Origin of the sequence: Pseudomonas sp. RIT-562 (genome assembly GCF_026241895.1) — a bacterium.
In the GTDB taxonomy this organism is placed as follows: Bacteria; Pseudomonadota; Gammaproteobacteria; order Pseudomonadales; family Pseudomonadaceae; genus Aquipseudomonas; species Aquipseudomonas mandelii_F.
Genome location: NZ_JAPJIV010000021.1, coordinates 60638 through 78880 on the forward strand (window position 1 = coordinate 60638; position 18243 = coordinate 78880).

General features: G+C 61.6%; 16 protein-coding genes and 1 pseudogene. 8 read left to right on the forward strand and 9 right to left on the reverse strand.

All coding sequences use genetic code 11. The features are described from left to right. Positions 1–106: 106 nt before the first annotated feature. On the forward strand, positions 107–778 hold the full coding sequence (locus ORL50_RS22295) for a heavy metal response regulator transcription factor (RefSeq protein WP_266018100.1): 672 nt from the start codon (positions 107–109) through the stop codon (positions 776–778). Beyond that, entirely contained in the window at positions 775–2145 is a 1371-nt protein-coding gene (locus ORL50_RS22300; protein WP_266018187.1) for a heavy metal sensor histidine kinase, read from the forward strand. Before ORL50_RS22295 ends, ORL50_RS22300 begins: the two co-directional genes overlap by 4 nt. A gap of 22 nt (positions 2146–2167) precedes the next feature. Here ORL50_RS22300 and proP read toward each other — a convergent pair whose 3' ends face one another. Further along, positions 2168–3670, reverse strand: coding sequence for a glycine betaine/L-proline transporter ProP (gene proP / locus ORL50_RS22305; RefSeq protein ID WP_266018101.1), 1503 nt, complete (start codon positions 3668–3670; stop codon positions 2168–2170). A 392-nt stretch (positions 3671–4062) separates the two neighbouring features. Here proP and ORL50_RS22310 point away from each other — a divergent pair, with 392 nt between their 5' ends. From ORL50_RS22310 to ORL50_RS22320, 3 genes are all read left to right on the forward strand, one after another. After that, the gene (locus ORL50_RS22310; RefSeq protein ID WP_266018102.1) at positions 4063–4290 is read left to right on the forward strand and encodes a hypothetical protein; all 228 of its coding nucleotides are present in this window, start codon (positions 4063–4065) and stop codon (positions 4288–4290) included. Positions 4291–4433: 143 nt separating this feature from the next. Beyond that, on the forward strand, positions 4434–5270 hold the full coding sequence (locus tag ORL50_RS22315; protein WP_266018103.1) for an AraC family transcriptional regulator: 837 nt from the start codon (positions 4434–4436) through the stop codon (positions 5268–5270). Positions 5271–5320: 50 nt separating this feature from the next. Continuing rightward, the gene (locus ORL50_RS22320; protein WP_266018105.1) at positions 5321–5917 is read left to right on the forward strand and encodes a LysE family translocator; all 597 of its coding nucleotides are present in this window, start codon (positions 5321–5323) and stop codon (positions 5915–5917) included. 115 nt (positions 5918–6032) lie between these two features. On the opposite strand, the gene ORL50_RS22325 is transcribed toward ORL50_RS22320, so the two are convergent. From ORL50_RS22325 to ORL50_RS22335, 3 genes are all read right to left on the reverse strand, one after another. Next, positions 6033–6593, reverse strand: a complete 561-nt coding sequence (locus tag ORL50_RS22325; protein ID WP_266018106.1) for a hypothetical protein — start codon at positions 6591–6593, stop codon at positions 6033–6035. Between the two features lie 83 nt (positions 6594–6676). Then, positions 6677–8803 carry a TonB-dependent receptor family protein gene (locus ORL50_RS22330; RefSeq protein ID WP_266018107.1) on the reverse strand — a complete coding sequence of 709 codons (2127 nt, stop codon included), beginning with the start codon at positions 8801–8803 and terminating at the stop codon, positions 6677–6679. 110 nt (positions 8804–8913) lie between these two features. After that, positions 8914–9363 carry a hypothetical protein gene (locus tag ORL50_RS22335; RefSeq protein WP_266018108.1) on the reverse strand — a complete coding sequence of 150 codons (450 nt, stop codon included), beginning with the start codon at positions 9361–9363 and terminating at the stop codon, positions 8914–8916. A 290-nt stretch (positions 9364–9653) separates the two neighbouring features. On the opposite strand from ORL50_RS22335, the gene ORL50_RS22340 reads away from it, so the two are divergent. Beyond that, a complete protein-coding gene (locus tag ORL50_RS22340; RefSeq protein ID WP_266018109.1) occupies positions 9654–10079 on the forward strand; it encodes a universal stress protein in 426 nt (141 codons plus the stop codon). Positions 10080–10426: 347 nt separating this feature from the next. On the opposite strand, the gene ORL50_RS22345 is transcribed toward ORL50_RS22340, so the two are convergent. The 5 genes from ORL50_RS22345 to ORL50_RS22365 all read right to left on the reverse strand — a co-directional run bounded on the left by ORL50_RS22345 (position 10427) and on the right by ORL50_RS22365 (position 15842). Continuing rightward, a complete protein-coding gene (locus ORL50_RS22345; protein ID WP_266018110.1) occupies positions 10427–11629 on the reverse strand; it encodes an NAD(P)/FAD-dependent oxidoreductase in 1203 nt (400 codons plus the stop codon). A 145-nt stretch (positions 11630–11774) separates the two neighbouring features. Then, a complete protein-coding gene (locus ORL50_RS22350) occupies positions 11775–12146 on the reverse strand; it encodes a response regulator transcription factor (RefSeq protein ID WP_266018111.1) in 372 nt (123 codons plus the stop codon). A gap of 308 nt (positions 12147–12454) precedes the next feature. Continuing rightward, on the reverse strand, positions 12455–13093 hold the full coding sequence (locus ORL50_RS22355; RefSeq protein WP_266018113.1) for a response regulator transcription factor: 639 nt from the start codon (positions 13091–13093) through the stop codon (positions 12455–12457). Beyond that, positions 13090–14673, reverse strand: coding sequence for a sensor histidine kinase (locus ORL50_RS22360; protein ID WP_266018114.1), 1584 nt, complete (start codon positions 14671–14673; stop codon positions 13090–13092). The genes ORL50_RS22355 and ORL50_RS22360 overlap by 4 nt, the downstream gene beginning before the upstream one ends. A gap of 152 nt (positions 14674–14825) precedes the next feature. Then, positions 14826–15842: a GlxA family transcriptional regulator gene (locus ORL50_RS22365; RefSeq protein WP_266018116.1), complete on the reverse strand. Its 1017-nt coding sequence runs from the start codon at positions 15840–15842 to the stop codon at positions 14826–14828. A gap of 267 nt (positions 15843–16109) precedes the next feature. On the opposite strand from ORL50_RS22365, the gene ORL50_RS22370 reads away from it, so the two are divergent. Together ORL50_RS22370 and ORL50_RS22375 are read left to right on the forward strand one after the other, a co-directional pair. Beyond that, positions 16110–17576, forward strand: coding sequence for a catalase (locus ORL50_RS22370; RefSeq protein WP_266018117.1), 1467 nt, complete (start codon positions 16110–16112; stop codon positions 17574–17576). A 41-nt stretch (positions 17577–17617) separates the two neighbouring features. Then, positions 17618–18181 (forward strand): annotated as a pseudogene (locus tag ORL50_RS22375) (cysteine hydrolase family protein). Positions 18182–18243: the final 62 nt, after the last annotated feature.

The window sequence follows — 18243 nt, forward strand, 5'->3', positions numbered from 1 at the left end:
ATGATGCCCAGCCGGTCCGCACAGGATGATTGCTCGATCATTACCAATATGTAATGTGCGAACCCGGCGAAGCGGGCTAGCCTATGCGCCAGTCCTGGAGGAAAAAATGCGCATCCTGGTGGTAGAAGACGAAGCGAAGACAGCGGATTACCTGCGCAAGGCCCTGACGGAGTCGGGCTACGTGGTCGAGGTCGCCCTCAATGGGCTGGACGGCCAGCACCTGGCGCAGGAGAGCGAGTTCGACCTGATCATCCTCGACGTCATGCTGCCCGGCCTGGATGGCTGGCAGTTGCTGCAGATCATCCGGCGCAAATGGCAGACCCCGGTGTTGTTCCTGACCGCGCGGGATTCGGTGGAGGATCGGGTCAAGGGCCTGGAGCTGGGCGCCGACGATTACCTGGTCAAACCCTTCTCCTATGCCGAGCTGCTGGCGCGGGTGCGCACGCTGCTGCGTCGGGGCCCGCCGCGGGAGGTCGAGCATTTCATCGCCGGCGACCTGAGCCTGGATCTGCTGCGGCGCAAGGTCACGCGCAATGGCGAGCGCCTGATCCTGACCAACAAGGAATTCGCCCTGCTGCACCTGCTGCTCAGTCGTGAAGGCGAGGTGCTTTCGCGTTCGCTGATCGCCTCGCAGATCTGGCAGATGAACTTCGACAGTGACACCAATGTGGTCGACGTCGCGATCCGTCGACTGCGAGCCAAGGTCGACGATCCTTACCCACTCAAGTTGATCCATACCGTGCGCGGTATCGGCTACATGCTCGAGGTGCAATCCTGAAACTGTTCCCCCACGCCCTCAGCCTGCGCCTGGCACTCATGTTCGCGCTGGTCAGCGCGCTGTTGCTGGGTGCGATCGGCTTCTACCTGTATCAGTCCCTGGAGCGGGAGATTGCCTGGCGCGACGACCAGGCCTTGCTCGGGCGCCTGGAGCGCATGCAGGCATTGATCAACGACAGCGACAGCATCGAGCAACTGCGCAGCCGGCCCAAGCTCTACGAAAACATGCTGGGTAATCGCGACAATCTGCTGTGGATTGTTGATGACAGAGGCCAGGTGTTGATCGAAATCAACCCTGTGCACATGAGCCTGCCAAGGCTGCCTGCGACACCCCAGGCGCAAGTCGCGGACGGTGACGCTGCCGAGCCCGTACGCCTGGCCTGGAAGGATGTCGCCCAGGGTGACCGAGGACTCACTCTGATCGCCGGCAAGTTGCTGAGTGAGCGCGAGCAGATGCTGGGGGCCTATCGCTTCAAGCTCTGGCTGGCCATGTCGGTCGGCGCGCTGCTGGCGTTTGTCCTCGGCTGGTGGGTGAGCCAGCGCGGCTTGCGCCCGGTGCGCCTGCTGGCCAGGCGTGCTGCCGGGATCGACGTGCAACACCTGCATTTGCGCCTCGATGAGTTCAGTGAACTGCGTGAGCTGCAGGTGTTGAGTCATGCGCTGAATCAGATGCTTGCGCGCCTTGAAGATGGATTCGCCCAGCTGTCACGTTTTTCCGAGGACCTCGCCCATGAGATGCGCACTCCACTGAGCAACCTGATGGGCCATACACAGCAGACCCTGCGGCACAGTCGCTCAATCGAGGACTACCAGAACCTGCTGGTGTCCAATCAGGAAGAATACGAGCGCCTGGCGCGGATGATCGACAGCATGCTGTTTCTTGCCCGCACCGAGCAGTCGGATGCGGCGGTGACGGCCACGCAGATTGACCTGCATGAGCTGATCGAGCAGCTATGTGAGTATTTTGAAGGGGTGGCGCAGGAGCGCGATGTAGCGCTGGTCAACCAGGCCCATGATCGATTGGTGGCGGACCCAGGCCTGGTCCGCCGGGCCCTGGCCAACCTGCTGGCCAATGCCCTGCGTTACGCCACGCCCGATTCTGCAGTGACGATCAGCAGCCTATTGCTGCCGGACCGAGTGGAAATTACGGTACATAACCAGGGCCCGCCGATTGCGGCGCAACATCTGCCGCGACTGTTCGAGCGCTTCTACCGCTGCGACCCGTCGCGCAATCAGCCGGATGATTCCGGTGGGTTGGGGTTGGCCATCGTTCGTTCGATCATGCAACTGCATGGCGGTTGGGTGACCGTTGCAAGTGACAAGTCCGGTACGCGTTTCAGCCTGGGTTTTCCGCTCGCCGACACTTGAGCGAATCACCCAGGCAAAGCCGTTAGTCAATCCGCGGGTGCTGCTGCACCAGGCGCTCACGCTTGGCTTGCAGCTCGGCGATTTCGGCGTCGATGTCCTCGATTTTCTGCTCGATGTTGTCGTGATGCTCCTGCAACAGCTCCTTTGCCTCCTCCAGGTCAGAAGCCGCTGGCGCTGCACCGCGCAGGGGTTTGTTGGCGGTCTCTTTCATCGTCACGCCGGTGACCAGCCCGACCACCGCAATCACCATCAGGTAATACGCCGGCATGTACAGGTCCTGGGTGCTTTCCACCAGCCAGGCGACGATGGCCGGTGTCAGGCCCGCGATCAGCACCGAGACGTTGAAGGCGCTGGCCAGCGCGCTATAGCGGATGTGCGTGGGAAACATCGCCGGCAGGGTGGAGGCCATGACCCCGATGAAAAAATTCAGCAGCACGGCCAGCATCAGCAAGCCGGAAAAGATCAGGCCGAGCTTGCCGCTGTTGATCAGCATGAACGCCGGGATCGCCAGGCATAACAGGCCGATGCTGCCGCAGATGATGAAGGGGCGGCGGCCGATCTTGTCGCTGATCAGCCCGATCAGCGGCTGCACGAACAACATGCCGACCATGATCGCGATGATGATCAATACGCCATGATTTTCGCTGTAGTGCAGGTTGTGCATGAGGTAGCTGGGCATGTAGGTGAGCAGCATGTAGTAGGTGACGTTGGTCGCCGCCACCACGCCGATGCAAGTCAGGAGGCTGCGCCAGTGCTTGGTCGCGACTTCCTTGAACGATACTTTCGGCCCGCGCTCCAGGCCCTCGCGATCGTCCTGCTCCAGTTGCTCGACATGCTGCTGGAATGCCGGGGTCTCTTCCAGCGCATGACGCAGGTAGAGCCCGATCATGCCCAGGGGCAGGGCGAGGAAGAACGGCAGGCGCCAGCCCCATGACTCGAACTGTTCTTCACCGAGAATGGTTGAGATCAATACCACCACCCCGGCGCCCAGGACGAAACCGGCGATCGAGCCGAAATCGAGCCAGCTGCCGAGGAAGCCGCGCTTGCGGTCCGGCGCATATTCGGCGACGAAGATCGAGGCGCCGGTGTATTCCCCGCCGACGGAGAAACCCTGGGCCATCTTCGCCAGCAGGAGCAGTATCGGCGCCCAGATGCCAATCGAGGCGTAGGACGGTATCAGCCCGATGGCGAAGGTGCTCAACGACATGATCACGATGGTGGCAGCCAGGACTTTCTGCCGGCCGTATTTGTCGCCCAGGGTGCCGAAAAACAAACCGCCCAGGGGCCGGATCAAAAAGGGCACCGAGAAGGTCGCCAGGGCGGCGATCATCTGCACGCCAGGGTCGGCTCCGGGGAAAAATACCTTGCCGAGGACATAGGCGACAAAACCGTACACGCCGAAGTCGAACCATTCCATGGCGTTGCCCAGTGCGGCGGCTGTTATCGCCTTGCGCATCTTGGTGTCGTCGACAATGGTGATGTCTTTCAACCCGATCGGATTGACGTTTTTATCAGATGATTGCATGCGAGCCACTCTGTAACTGATCAGTCTTGATGCAAGCCGCCCTCCCTGTGTAGCGCGGAATAGACGGGTTTGCCTTGGCCATGCCATCTTTTTGATGTCATGGCCTCTTGCAGTTCAGATACATCGAGACACTAAATAATTCACAGCTGGGCGTTATTTTTTGCTTGCGGCGCAACGTGGTGCGCAAAACGCCCTAATCGCTTACGCCCCTGTAGGAGCGAGCCTGCTCGCGATGGTCGTCAACGTAAACGCGAGAATCGCGGATGAGAGCGGTGTTGTTGAGTTTTTCGCGAGCAGGCTCGCTCCTACAGGATTAGAGGTGTTTACGAACTAAAAACTGACCATGCGGTCAGGATAATCAGCAGCACTTCTTTCATTCCGAGGACCACATGATGCGCAATTTCACTGTGCAATACCTGTTCAACGGCGAATCCCGCTCTCACGTGTTTGAGCTCAAGCAAGCGCAATTACCTGCCCACGATGCAGCCATGCATCTGTTGGAACTGCATTTGGGGGATGCGGAAAACGGCTTGATCATGCCCCCAGCGGATGCAACTCCGGAAGAGATCCTGCAACAAGCCGAGGTGGTTGGGCTGACGCAGATTCAGGTCCTCGACTAGGCGCATTCCCCTTGGAAATGCAATGCATTGCATAAAATTAATGAATTTCTATGATCAAGGCGCTGCACAAATTCTTCTAAACATGCCTCGCCAATGCACGGTAAGTTAACCATCCGCACTGCCTTGACCCCCTGGAGCCGCCCGTGAATAAACGCAACTGGATCGAGCTGTCCCAGGATGCCGATACCGGGATTGAATCGATTCGGGCGCATTTCCAGGGGCATGCCTACGACCCGCACTGGCACGACAGTTTTCTGGTCGGAGTGACGGAGCAGGGCGTGCAGCAGTTCAATTGTCGGCGAGTGCGGCATTTCAGTACGCCGGGCAAGGTGTTCCTGCTGGAGCCGGGGGAAATCCACGACGGTCACGCGCCGACGGAGGAGGGGTTCACTTACTCCATGCTGTACCTTGATCCGCACTGGCTGGAGCGTGAATTGCTGGCCTTGTTCGAGCAGGCGCCGAGCAACGGTCAGCCGGGTTTTGCCGACACCCTGAGTCAGGACCCGCGCCTGGCCACAGCCGTCTCCCAAGCTTTTTATGCGCTGCACGCCGGCGAGCTGCGCATGGTCCGCCAGAATGCCATCGACGCCTTGCTGGCCTCGCTGACTGATCACCTGGAGTGGCGTAAGCGGCAGGCCCTGGACCCGCGCCTGCCGCTGGTGGCCCAGGTGGCACGGGATTATCTGCACGCGCATGCCTTTGAGGACATCGGGCTGGATGATCTGGCGCGGACCTGTGGGGTGGATCGTTTTCGGCTGAGCCGGGCGTTCAAGGCCGCTTTCGGCTTGGCGCCGCATGCTTATCTGATCCAGCTGCGCCTGGCCAGGGCGCGACAGCTGCTGGCGCGAGGTGAGTCGCCGGCCCAGGTGGCCAGTGCCCTTGGTTTCGCCGATCAAAGCCATTTAGGCCGCTGGTTTCGCCGCGCCTACCAGCTCACGCCTGCAGATTACCGCAAGCGCTGCTCAAACCTTCCAGACTGAACTGCGCGTTGCCGCGACCATGGCCTCCTGATCATCAAGGAGTGTTCGCCATGGAGTCACTGCTGCCGTTCCTGCTGTTTGCATTCGTCGCCTCGATCACGCCGGGGCCGACCAATATCCTGGTGTTAAGTCACAGCTCACGGCGCGGGCTGGTTGCGACGCTGCCGATGATTGTCGGCGCCTGCGCGGCGGCGGCGCTGATTGTGCTGGCGGTTGGGATTGGGGTCGGCGAGACGCTGCTGCAGTATCCGCGAGTGCAGCAAGCCATGGCCTGGGGCGGAGTGCTCTGGTTGAGTTGGCTGGCCTGGCAGATATTGCGCAGCGCACCGCCGTCCCTGGCCGCTACCGGCCGGCCTGACGAGGGATTCGGGGTGATGAGCGCTGCGGCACTACAGCTGGTCAATCCGAAAGTCTGGATGATGGCTGTGGCGGTAGTCAGCGTGTTTGCCAGTGACGGCGACGAGGCCTTGCAGGTGCTGAAGTTGTCGATAGCTTTTTTGCTGGTGTCCGTGCCCTGCATGACCCTGTGGGCCTTACTCGGCGTTGGCAGCGCCCGGGCCTTTGCTTCGCCCCGGGCGTTCAGCCGGATGAACACGGCGTTGGCTTTGTTGCTGCTGGTATCGGCATGGGTCACCGTGGTGGTGTAGGTCGTACGTGCCGGCGATGGCGATCTTGTGGGCGCCATCGCTGGCAAGCCGGATCAGCTTTCACCGCAGAACCATACGCCCGGCGTGAAGCCTTCAAAGGCTAGGCAAAGCCAGCCTAAGTGGACAGTGAAATGGCCAGGTCGAACGCAGTGATGGGCACATAGATCAGGGTGATGATCGAATACGCCTTACGTGACCTGGCGAGGAATGCGCAGACCGGCAGGATGATCATGATCACATCCAGCGCTCCCCATAACGCGATCGGCGAGGCATGGAACAACGCCACGTTGACGCACAGCCCGAGCAGCAGGTAAGTCGACAGCGACAGCAGCGCATAGCGGCCGTCCTGTTCGAAATAGATACGCAGGCCGTGCTGCTCGTCTTCACTGCGGCTGGGCACCAACAGTGCGGCGGCGACAAACAGCGATAACGCCAGGAGCACCAGCAGCAGGAATTCGAGGAACGAGAAGGTGGTCTTGACCGCTGGCAGCGAGTTCACCGCCCACCAGAAATCCAGTTGGGTGGCGAACAGCATCACTGCCCAAACAAGGGGCACCCAGTCCGGTTTGGCAATCCGGCGGATGCGGAACACGGTCAGGGCACCCAGGAGCAGGCGGGTAACGGACAACCCCAGGATCATGGAGAGCACCGTGGCTACGATGGCGAAGTTGCTCATCACACCTCCCTCTGATACGGCCGATCTACGCAACATGGAAAAGTTTTCGCAAGCGTAGACCAGCCCTCAGCGGCGTGCAGGTCTCAACGCAAGCTCCAGGACACCCCGGCATACACGCCCAGGCCTTCGCCTGGCGTCGACCGTGCGGCATCCAGGCCCTTGTCGTCGTAGCCCGGTGTGACGGTGGCGGCGTAATGTTTGTTGGTCAGGTTGCGCAGGTCCAGCCAGGTTTGCCAGTCGTCCTTGGGCGAGTTGTAGCCGACGGTTGCACCAAATAACGCATAAGGGTCGGCGTAATAACTGTTGGCGTAATCGACCGCCACCTTGGACACCCACTGCGTGTTCAGCCCGGCGAAGAAGCCCTGGGGCCAGTCGTAGCGCAGTTCGCCCTGGTAGTAATGCATCGGCAGGCCCGGCAGGCGGTTGTCGCCGAAGCGGTCGTCATCGCGGTAATGGAAATCACTGAAGGTGTAGCTTTGGCGCAGGCTCAGCTGGCCACCGTCTTCCCGGGACCAGAGGTTGCTCTGCAGGCCGGCTTCGACGCCCTGGTGCGCGGTGGGGCTGGCGTTGAGCTCGTAAGGCGTGGTGGCATTGGCGTCTGGCAGCACAGAAAGCAATTCGTGGTGCACCTGGGTGTAGTACCAGGCGAGGCTCCATTGGCCCAGCCGGCTGTCGCCGCGGCCGCCGAGTTCCAGGGTGGTTGCGGTCTGGTTTTGCAGCTTGACCGGGTCGCGTTGAGTGCCCGTGGCCGCGCCGCTGCCCGCCGGGAAGCGCTGGTTGGCGCTGTAGATCAGCGACCAGGGATGTGGTCCTTCGACGGATCGGCTGAGGTTGCCGAACAGTTGCAGGTCAGGTGTCACCTGGTAACGCAGGCCCAGGCGCGGGGCGTAGTCCCAGTCATTGAGACTGGTCTTGCCGCCACCGTCCGGGTAGGTCACGGCGCTTTCGCGGCGGGTATAGATGGCCGCGAGGCCGGTGGTCAGCCACAGGTCGTCGGCGATCTGCAGGTCGTTGCCCGCGTGCAGCACAGTGTCCGAACCCTGGTAGGTGAAATTGCGCATGGCGGTGCCGGGCGCGTACCCGGCGGTGTTGCCGGTGGGGATGCGCACCGATTCGCTGGCGCCGGCGTTGGGCAGGTGTTTGGTCACCCGCAGCCCGACAGTGCTTTGGCTTTCCAGGCCCCACAGCGTATCGCGCCGCTTGTAGTCGAACGTGCCGCTGACATCCGAGTACGCCACCTTCAAACGGTTAGGGCCTTCGCGCAGGTCCATCGGATAGTCGTGGTAGACCAGCCCGGTCTGGATGCTCGAGTCGTCATCGATGAACCAGGTGGTCTTGTTGCCGATAAAAGTGCTGCCCGGCTGGTCACGGCTGTCGTTTCGCGCAACATACGCCGGGTTGGCGGCCCGTGAGTCATGCTCGATGGAGTACTTGGTGACACGGCCGGCGAGGTCGTTGTCTGTCTGGCGGTGCCGCAGGTAGAAGCGCGTTTCCAGGTTCGGGTGGAAGCGATAACCGAAGTTGGCGATCACCCCCTGGCTTTTGCTGGCGGTGTGATCCTGATACCCGTCGGCGCTGGCGTCGGTCACTGCCACGTAGTAGTCAACGGCGCCCAACACTTGCCCGGAACTGATCTGGCGCTGCTGATAGCCGTGGCTACCCATGGCGTAGCGCACCTGCAATTTCGCAGCGTCGTAGCCGGTATGGCTGACGTAGTCGATAGCCCCACCCAAGGCCAACGCACCGCGATCAAAGCCGTTGGCGCCACGCAGCACTTCCACATGATCGAGCCACAGCGGCTCCAGCAACTCATAAGGCGTGCCCCCCGGACCGGTCAACGGCAGGCCGTCGAGCATGGCGTACAACCCCGAAGCGTGGGCGCCCGGTGCGCGGTTGATCCCCGAGCCGCGGATCGAGATTTTCACCCCTTCGTTGCCCGCAGACTGCGCATAAATCCCCGGCTGGTACGCCAGCACATCCTGATTACTGGCAACTCGACCCTGCAGCGGACGGCGCAGGTCGACCACATTAGTGCCGCCGGGCACTTGGGCCAGCCGCTCCCTGGCGTCCTCGACCGACTGGTCTGCGCCGCCTTGGCCGTCGGCTTCGATCAACACCTGTCCCAGCTCCATGCCCTGGGCTGCAGCGCTGACCGGGCAGGCAAGGGCCAGGCCCAGCAGGGCTGCCGGGAAGGAATTGGGTGAGGGCATAGGGAAACTCCGGGTGAATGCGGCGGGCAGTGAGAAGTGCGACGCAGCCAACGCCGAAGGGAGCACATAACTGCCGAAAAACTAACGCCGCCGATTCCCTCGCCGGATGATCAATTCACCGTGTTCCCTCGTTTGATATCACCGCAAAAAATATCGAGGTTGCCACTGTCCGGCGCAGTCCGCACGACGACCGAGTACTCGCCGGCCAGCAACACGGGCAGCTCCACCGGCGCACTCCTTGAAAATATCCAGCCGCGAATGGCCTGGCGCTCGGTGTTGACCTGATCGTTCATCGTGTAGGCGACGGGGCCGGGCTGCTCGCAACTGCCTTTGTTGATAAAGGTGTAAAGGCGCAACGGCAGGGATGCCCCGGTCGGAACGCCACTGATGATGAAATTGAATCCGGTTTTCTTGCCCCAGCTGGCCAGGGTGACGTTGCCGATTTGCCCGGTGTTATGCCGGGTAGCCTGCAGCGCCACGGACACTCCCTTCTGGGCTGGAGTGGTGCACCCGACCAGGGTGATGGTGATCAGCAATGCCAACGAGTTTCTGAATTTCATTTCGAATCTCCAGAGTGGAAAAACTGCACTGGTAGATTAGTACGTCCAGGAATTAAGCGAGCACGGACGAAAAACGCCGCTGCCGGACAGATCGCGCATGGATTTTTTCCGCTGGGCAATCTGGAAAATCAGGTGTCGCTGTAGTGCGGATAGTAGCCAACCCAAGTGTGGCGATTGCTGCGTGGGGCGCACTCATACAGTGCTCACAAGTCAGTTATCGGGGGATTTGGCCGTTGCTAGACTCGCGATCTCTGCAGTTTTCTTATCCAGCAATCAAAACGGGATCAATGATGTTCAGTGAAATCCTGGTGGCCATCAATGGCAATGTCCAGAGCGACAAGGTCCTTCAGTTGGCCATGAGAGTGGCCCATGACTCGACGCGGGTGCATGTGGTGAGTGTGATCGCGCTTGAGTTCAGTGCGCCTGATCTCGAGTCCCGGCAGGCATCTCCGGCTTCGTGGGCAGAGCAGCTGCACTGCGAAGAAATTGTCGAAAAGGCCCGGCGGTTGCTTGAGGCTCGGCATATTGAGTGCACGGCTGAGGTTGTTGCGGGTGACCCTGAGCACGCCATCTGCAACCATGCCAGAGAGCTGGGCTGCGATTTGATTGTGATGGGGCATCACCATATGTCGACGTTTGAGCGGCTGGTGGGAAACTCGGTGGCGTATGAGGTTTTGCAGAATGCTCCTTGTCCGATTCTGATTGAGGTGGGGTAAGTGTCGCCACTTATCCTGTGGGAGCAAAGCTTGCTCGCGATGGACGCTGACGCGTACCTACTGAATAAATACGTCCCGTGTAGGAGCCGGCTTGCCGGCGATGGACGTCAACGATAACGCGGGAAGTCTGATTCACCGCAGCACCCTCAGGCTCATCGCGAGCAGGCTCGCTCCTACAGGTCCTTGGGCCGGGTAAATAAATCTGACCCCATTTTGAAGTGTTGCCACTTATCCTGTGGGAGCAAAGCTTGCTCGCGATGGACGTCAACGATAGCGCCGGAAGTCTGATTCACCGCAGCACCCTCAGGCTCATCGCGAGCAGGCTCGCTCCTACAGGTTCGTGAGTTTTAGGCCACCGGGATCAACGGATCGGCGGCCGCCAGCGCAGCGGCACGATCAGCTGCCGGCGGGTAGATCCACACTGTGTTGATCTGCGTCTTCAGTTCCTTGGCTTCCTGCCCGACCAGTTTCAACTGACGATCCCAGCCTTCGGTAAACACCGCGCCCCAGGCGCCCAGGTCCAGGCAGGTCACGTATTTGGGCTGGCTGTAGGTCATCGGCGCCACACCCAGCAGGTCAGCGGCAACGTTGTTGCCGGCGTAGCGGCCCAGGCAGATGGCATGCTGGCAGGACATGCCGGCAAAATTGCCCAGGGTATCGGTGGCGGCGTAGGCGACGTCGCCGGCCGCGTAAATGTCGGCGTGCCCGCGCACTTTCAGGTTGCCATCCACGTGCAGGCGACCTTGCGGATCGCGGGTGCCGGCCACGTGTTCGGTCAGGGGACTGGCGCGAAAGCCCACGGTCCAGATCACCGTGTTCGACTCGATGCGCTGCCCGTCGGCCAGGGTTACGCCACCGGCATCCACCGAGGCGACTGTGGCGTTCAACACCCACTCGATGCCCAGGTGCTCGGACGCTTCTATGATCGACGGACGAATGCCATCCCCCATCGATGCCGCAATCTGCGGGCCGCGATCGACCACAATGACCCTGATCTGCGCGTCGTCACCCAGCGCCGCCCGCAGGCGTGCGGGCATTTCGGTAGCGGTTTCGATCCCGGTGAAACCGCCTCCGGCCACTACCACCGTGTTGCGGGCGGTCGTTTCAGGGAGGTCCTTCAGGGCCTTGATGTGCGTTTCGAGGCGGCTGGCTTCTTCAATCTGGTCGACGTCAAAAGCGTGCTCGATCATGCCCTCGAGGGCCGGGCGAATCACGCGGCTGCCGGCGGCCAGCACCAGGCGGTCGTAGGCCAGAGTGCCGCGGGTGCCAGCGGGGTCGAAGTAGGCCACCTGTTTGTTGTTGGTATCGATGCTGTCGGCCACTCCCTTGATAAATTTCACCCCTGTGGCCTCGAACAAATCACCCAGCGGCGCCTGCATGGTGTGGACATTCGGCTCATAAAAACGCGGACGAATGCGCAGCTCGGCCTGGGGGGCCAGGACGCTGATCTGCACGTCGGTACGATCGTGCTTGTCCAACAGGCGGGCGGCGCTCAAGGCGCTCCAGACCCCACCGAACCCTGCGCCAATAACTAGGATGTGTTGTTTCATGGGATTGCTCCTGAAGACAGTCGATCGTTGAATGGGTGGCTGATCCGATTCGCTGCAGGAAATGGTATCGACGGGCAGGTGGCGCGGCACTTCTACCAAGGGTCAGGGCCGGCATGCCTTGGTGTGAGTGGGGTATACCGAAGTATTAGCGGCGATCGAGCACGGCTTCGATGCAGGCGAGCAATTGAGCGCAGGGAAAGGGTTTGGGAAACCAGGCGACAGGCTCGGGAGAGTGGGGTCCGACTTGGGGAGGTTGGCCCTGGTAGCCGGTGATGAAGATGACGGGGATCGTCAGGCCCCTGGCGGATAGGTCGTCGTACAGCTGAATACCCGACATGCCGGGCATCTGGATGTCGGAGATGAGGCAGGCAGTGCCTTGCACTGCGCTGGAGGAGAGGAACGCCTCGGCGCTGGCGAACACCCGAACGGTGTAGCCGTACGAACGCAATAAACTGTCCAGCGCAATGCGCACGGACTCGTCATCGTCGACAACGGCAATAATTGCGGAGTGGGACATTTCCATACCCGGATGAACGTGGATAGCCAATTGATGGCATCCGCCTTCACCGCAAGATACGCCGTCCTGCCGGGCGCAATAGTATACGTGGGTATAGCGCTGAAGCCGCGCGCGCCGCCAAATCTGTAGGAGCCCGGCTTGCCGGCGATGGCGATCTTGCGGACGTCATCGCTGGCAAGCCAGGCTCCTACAGGGATTCGGAGGGGTGCGGGATTTGGGTTCGGCGCAAATCCGTAGGAGCCCGGCTTGCCGGCGATGGCGATCTTGCGCACGTCATCGCTGGCAAGCCAGACTCCTGCAGGGGATCCTCACACCCCAAGCGCCTGCGCCATGCGCACCAGGTCGGCGAAGGAGCGGGCGAGCATCTTGCGCATGGCCTGGCCGCGGTGGATCTTCACCGTGATCTCGCTCAAGCCGATTTCCCCGGCGATCTGTTTGTTCATCAACCCCGACACCGCCAGTGCCATCACGGTCTGCTCCCTGGGAGTGAGCGTGGTGTAGCGGCTGCGCAGTTGCTCGGTGCTGCGCTCGGATTCGCGGCGCACCTTGTCCCGGGCATGGGCGGCGGAAACGGCGTCGATCAGGTCCTGTTCGCGGAACGGCTTGGCGAGGAAATCCACGGCACCGGCCTTCATCGCCCGCACCGTCATGGCGATGTCGCCATGCCCGGTCATGAATACGATCGGCAGGTTGATCCCGGCCTCTGCCAGCTCGCGCTGGAAATCCAGGCCACTGGTACCTTGCAGGCGCACATCGAGCACCAGGCAACTGGGAATGTCCGGGCGCGGGTAGTTCATGAACTCGGCAACCGAAGCAAACAGCGCCACCTGCAGGCCGATGGAGCGCAACAGGCTGCCGAGGGACTCGCGCAACGGCGCATCGTCATCGACGATGAACACCAGGGGCTCGTGGTTGGCGACTCTGTTCAGAGGATGATGTGCGTTCATGACGTTTCCATCGAGTGCGTGAGTGCAGTTCCGGCACTGTTGGTCGACTCCGGCAGCAGCACCGGCAGCGCAAACCGCAACGAGGTTCCGTGGCCGGGCGTGCTGGTGGCCCAGATGCGTCCGCCATGAAAATCGATGATCGAGCGACAGATCGACAGCCCCATGCCCAGGCCGCTGTCCTTGGTGGTGAAGAACGGGGTGAAGAGTGCATTCATCACCTCGGGGGCGATGCCCATGCCCCGGTCCGCCACTTCCACCATGGCTTCGTTATCCGCGACCCAGGTGCGCACGTGCAGCAGGCGATCACGCACCTTGACCGCATCCATGGCGTGGCAGGCATTGATGATCAGGTTGATGATGACCTGCTGCAGTTGCACCCGATCGACATCCACCAGGCGGCCATGCGCAGCCAGTTCCACAGTCGGACGAATCTTGTGGTGCGCCAGCTCCTGCTGCACCAGGCCCAGGGTCTCACTGACGATATCGTCCAGCGACTCGTGTTGGCGCAATGGATCACTTTTGCGCGAAAGGGCGCGGATCCGGCTGATCACGTCACTGGCGCGACCGGCGCTGGCGATGATCCGATCCAGCGCCTGCAAGGCTTCAGGCAGGTCCGGGGCAGGGCGATCGAGCCAACGCCGGCAGGCTTCGCCGCTGCTGGTGATCGCCGTCAGTGGCTGGTTCACTTCATGGGCAATGGACGCGGCGAGTTCGCCCAAGGAGGTGACGCGGGTGACGTGGGCCAGTTGCGCCTGGGCGCAGAACAGCGCGGCCTCGGCCTCTCGGGTGGCAGTGACGTCCATCAGCGCACCGATGTATTCGCAGCGTTCGTGCTGTTCAAACAGCGGGCTGGCGATCATGTGGATGTGCTTGATGCGGCCGTCGGGCATCAGCAGTCGGTGCCTGACTTCGATCAGCGCTTCCCCGCGCGCCGCCTTGGCGAACACCTCGTGGGCCAGCGGCAGGTCGTCGGGATGAGTTCGGGCCAGGACCATGGAAACCGTGGGCGACTCGCTGAGCGCACATTCGAAAATCCGCGCCGCTTCGTCCGACCAGGTCATGCGTTCGCTATCGCCGCGAAAGCCGACGCTGCCGGTGCGGCTCAAACGCTGGGCCCCCAGCAGATACACCTCGTTGTGGCGCAGGCGGTCCGCTGCGTATTTGCTGCGCAGGGCCAGGAAGGTAATCGCCGACAGCGCGGTCAGGCAGCGGAAAAAACCGGTGGTCGAGTCCCAGCGCTGATAGCCGCCGTTGTATAGAAAGATTGCGGTAAGCAACACAATGCACATCAGCGCGATCGAGATCACCACGTTGATCGAGAACAGATTGGCCGCCATCAACAGCAACGTGATGTACAGGATGGTCGGCGCCAGGTCGGTGTGAGTCTCGGAGTTGATCACCACGATCCCGCACGCCACCACCAGGCCGATCACCCAGCCCAGGGCGTTGACCAATGGATTGGGGCTGATGCTGATAGCGGGATCGACTCTGCGCAGGTGGGGTGTGCGGGACGTCTTGCGCAACAAACCGAAGAAAAATGGCAGCGCTTCGCGCGCACTGGCAGACCTGTTGTTGTTCATTTCGGTCATGCACTCCTGATGTCGGGGGGGGGCGGAGTCTGGGTGGCATATCGTAGAAGCAATCGGTCCTGCCCTGATAGGACATATACCCCTGAAAAACGGCCAAGCGCCTGCCTGCACGGCGATTTGGCCACGCCAGGTAAAGGCTGCCGTCAGCGGGAAAAGCGGCTGCGGTATTCGCGGGGGGATATCGAGAGATGACGCTGAAAGGTGTAGCGCATGCGCTCTTCGTCGCCAAAGCCACAGGACTGGGCGATTTGGTCGATGTTGCGCTGGGAGTCTTCGAGCAGGCGCCGTGCGGCTTCCATGCGGAACATTTCGATGGCCTTGGCCGGCGTGCGTCCGGTCTGGCGCTTGTACACCCGGGCAAAATTGCGCGGGCTCATCTGGGCCTGCCGAGCCAGCTTCTCGACGGTCAGGCCTGGCTCGCTGAGATTGGCGCTGATCCACAGGTGCAGCTCGTCAAAGCCGGCACTGTCGTCGGTCTGCGATTGCAGCAGCTGGCTGAACTGCGCCTGGCCCCCAGGTCGCTTGAGGAACACCACCAGTTCCCTGGCCACCTGCAGCGCAACTTCGCGACCGCAATCAGCCTCGACCAATGCCAGGGCCATGTCGATACCGGTGGTGACGCCTGCCGAAGTCCAGACCGTGCCCTGCTGGATAAAGATCGCATCGATGTCGACGTCGATGGTCGGGAAGCCGCTCTTGAGCATGTCGCACATCGCCCAATGGGTGGCGGCGCGCAGGCCTTCGAGCAATCCGGCCTGGGCCAGCAGGAAGGTGCCGCTGCACACCGAAGCGGTGCGCCTGGCCCTGGGCGAGGCTGCGCGCAACCAGTCCACCAGTGCCACGCCGTCGATCATCGCCTGGCGGATGTTGGGGGCGCCCGGCACGATCAGCGTGTCCACCGCGTGCTCGTTGAACAGGTGCAGGGAGGTGGTGTGCACCGACAGCCCTTCGGCGGTAGTGATCAGTCCACCTTCCAGGCTCGCGGTGTGCAGGGTGTAGCCCGGCAGTTCGCGTTCGGCCATGGCTTTGGACGCCGCCCAGAACACTGTCTGGGCGCCGGTCAGGTCGAGCAGGCCCATTTGCGGGTAGGCCAGGAATACCACGGCCCGCGGTTGGGACAGCGAATCGGTGGGATAGGGGTCTTGCTCGATCAAATTCATTGGCGCTTTGACGCTCTGTTCTTGCCGGTATTGGCGTTGCGATAGGACGTGGCCGAAAACCGGGATAACTCCGCGCCTGCGGCTTGTCAAGTTATCGCGATGGATGACGCTGCCCCGGCGCAAGGGGCTTTTGGTTGGGTGGCCGACTATTTGCCGTTTTTACGTAGCTCGCATAGGGGCTTTTTCCGATCATGCGTCCGGTCATGAGGCGTTCGACCAGGACTCGATCGGGTTGGATGGCTCCCAGTGTCCTGAGAGGTCACCCTGATGAATGATAAAAAACTAACCCACGCCACCGGCGCGCCGGTGATCGACAACCTCAATATCGAAACTGCCGGGCCACGTGGGCCCGCGCTATTGCAAGACATCTGGCTGCTGGAAAAACTCGCGCATTTCGACCGCGAGGTCATTCCCGAGCGGCGCATGCATGCCAAAGGGGCGGGCGCCTACGGGACTTTTACCGTCACCGCCGATATCACTCGTCATTCCAAGGCCAGCCTCTTTGCCCAGGTGGGCAAGCAGACTCCGGCGTTCGTGCGCTTTTCCACCGTGGCCGGGGAGCGCGGAGCGGCCGACGCCGAGCGCGACATTCGCGGTTTTGCGGTCAAGCTCTACACCGATGAGGGCAATTGGGACATCGTCGGGAATAACACCCCGGTGTTCTTCTTCCGCGACCCGCTGCGCTTTTCCGACCTCAACCATGTGGTCAAGCGCGACCCGCGCACCGGCCTGCGGTCACCAACCAATAACTGGGATTTCTGGACACTGCTGCCCGAAGCCTTGCACCAGGTCACGATCGTCATGAGCGACCGCGGCATCCCCGCCAGTTACCGGCACATGCATGGTTTTGGCAGTCACACCTTCAGCCTGATCAATGCCGACAACCAGCGAGTCTGGGCCAAGTTTCATTTCGTCTGCCAGCAGTCCATCACCAACCTCAGCGATGCAGAGGCGGCGCAGGTGGTTGGCAACGACCGCGAGAGCAACTTGCGCGACCTTTATGAGTGCATTGAGCGGGGTGAATTTCCCTGCTGGAAACTGTGCATCCAGACTATGACGCAAGACCAGGCACGCGTGCATCGACACAACCCGTTCGACCTGACCAAGGTCTGGCCTCATGCCGAGTTCCCGCTGCAAGAAGTGGGCGTATTGCGCCTGGAGCGTAACCCCGACAACCATTTCGCCGAGGTTGAGCAGGCGGCTTTTTCCCCGGCCAATGTGGTGCCGGGCGTGAGCTTCTCGCCAGACAAAATGCTCCAGGCGCGGCTGTTCTCTTACGGCGATGCGCAGCGCTATCGGCTTGGCGTGAACTTCAATCACATCCCGGTTAACGCGCCGCGCTGCCCCTTCCACAGCTATCACCGCGACGGCGCAATGCGCACGGATGGCAACCTGGGTTCGACCTTGTCCTACTTCCCCAACAGCTTCGGCGAATGGCAGGACCACCGGCAATTGCACGAGCCGCCCCTGGCGCTGGATGGCGATGCCGGCCATTGGGATCAAAGCGTCGTGGAGGATCATTTCGAGCAGCCTGGCAATCTGTTCCGGCTGATGACGCCCTTCCAGCAGCAGGCGCTGTTCGACAATACCGCCCGGGCGATGGGTGATGCGCCAGAGATGATCAAGCGGCGGCACATCGCCAACTGCACCCAGGCCGATCCCGCCTACGGTGCTGGCGTTGCCCAAGCGTTGGGCCTGAGCCTGGCCGTGGCGGATACCGCCGCCACCCTGTAAATCCTTGCACCCTGCGGCAACCTGTCAGTGGAGAAACTATCATGAGCAGTTCCGATTCCAGCAAGAAAGCCCTGGTGGTCGTTGATATCCAGAATGACTATTTCCCCGGCGGCCGATGGGCGCTGACCCACGTCGAAGACGCTGCGGGGCAAGCGGCGCGAGTCATCGACCGGTTCCGCGAACGCGGCGACCTGGTGGTGCATATCCGCCATTAATTCAAGGACGACAATGCGCCTTTCTTCCGACCCGGCAGCGAGGGCGCGCAGATTCACGAGAGTGCGAAAAACCGTGCGGACGAGCCCGTGGTGCTCAAGCACTACATCAACTCATTCCGCGAGACCGAGCTGAAAGCCATCCTCGACCGGCATGGCATCAATGAGGTGGTCGTGGTCGGAAACATGAGTCACATGTGCGTCGACGGCATGACCCGCGCAGCGGTGGACTTCGGCTACACCACCACGGTGTTGCATGACGCCTGCGCCACCCTCGACCTTGAGTTCAATGGGGTCAAGGTGCCTGCGGCGCAGGTGCACGCCGCATTCATGGCGGCCCTGAGTTTCGGCTACGCGCCGGTCATTTCCACCAGTGAATACCTGAACCGTTGATCCGCTGCAGCGGCCTTGCAGATGGACGGCCATGGTCGTCCATTTGCCTGCTGTTTTTGTGG

Bases quoted from the DNA above. Each gene is read 5' to 3' on its own strand.
- ORL50_RS22340 (WP_266018109.1), top strand. From the start codon at position 9,654: ATGTTCAGTGAAATCCTGGTGGCCATCAATGGCAATGTCCAGAGCGAC.
- ORL50_RS22370 (WP_266018117.1), top strand. From the start codon at position 16,110: ATGAATGATAAAAAACTAACCCACGCCACCGGCGCGCCGGTGATCGAC.
- ORL50_RS22310 (WP_266018102.1), top strand. From the start codon at position 4,063: ATGCGCAATTTCACTGTGCAATACCTGTTCAACGGCGAATCCCGCTCT.
- ORL50_RS22360 (WP_266018114.1), bottom strand. From the start codon at position 14,673: ATGAACAACAACAGGTCTGCCAGTGCGCGCGAAGCGCTGCCATTTTTC.
- ORL50_RS22320 (WP_266018105.1), top strand. From the start codon at position 5,321: ATGGAGTCACTGCTGCCGTTCCTGCTGTTTGCATTCGTCGCCTCGATC.
- proP (WP_266018101.1), bottom strand. From the start codon at position 3,670: ATGCAATCATCTGATAAAAACGTCAATCCGATCGGGTTGAAAGACATC.
- ORL50_RS22335 (WP_266018108.1), bottom strand. From the start codon at position 9,363: ATGAAATTCAGAAACTCGTTGGCATTGCTGATCACCATCACCCTGGTC.
- ORL50_RS22355 (WP_266018113.1), bottom strand. From the start codon at position 13,093: ATGAACGCACATCATCCTCTGAACAGAGTCGCCAACCACGAGCCCCTG.
- ORL50_RS22295 (WP_266018100.1), top strand. From the start codon at position 107: ATGCGCATCCTGGTGGTAGAAGACGAAGCGAAGACAGCGGATTACCTG.
- ORL50_RS22350 (WP_266018111.1), bottom strand. From the start codon at position 12,146: ATGTCCCACTCCGCAATTATTGCCGTTGTCGACGATGACGAGTCCGTG.
- ORL50_RS22330 (WP_266018107.1), bottom strand. From the start codon at position 8,803: ATGCCCTCACCCAATTCCTTCCCGGCAGCCCTGCTGGGCCTGGCCCTT.
- ORL50_RS22365 (WP_266018116.1), bottom strand. From the start codon at position 15,842: ATGAATTTGATCGAGCAAGACCCCTATCCCACCGATTCGCTGTCCCAA.
- ORL50_RS22325 (WP_266018106.1), bottom strand. From the start codon at position 6,593: ATGAGCAACTTCGCCATCGTAGCCACGGTGCTCTCCATGATCCTGGGG.
- ORL50_RS22345 (WP_266018110.1), bottom strand. From the start codon at position 11,629: ATGAAACAACACATCCTAGTTATTGGCGCAGGGTTCGGTGGGGTCTGG.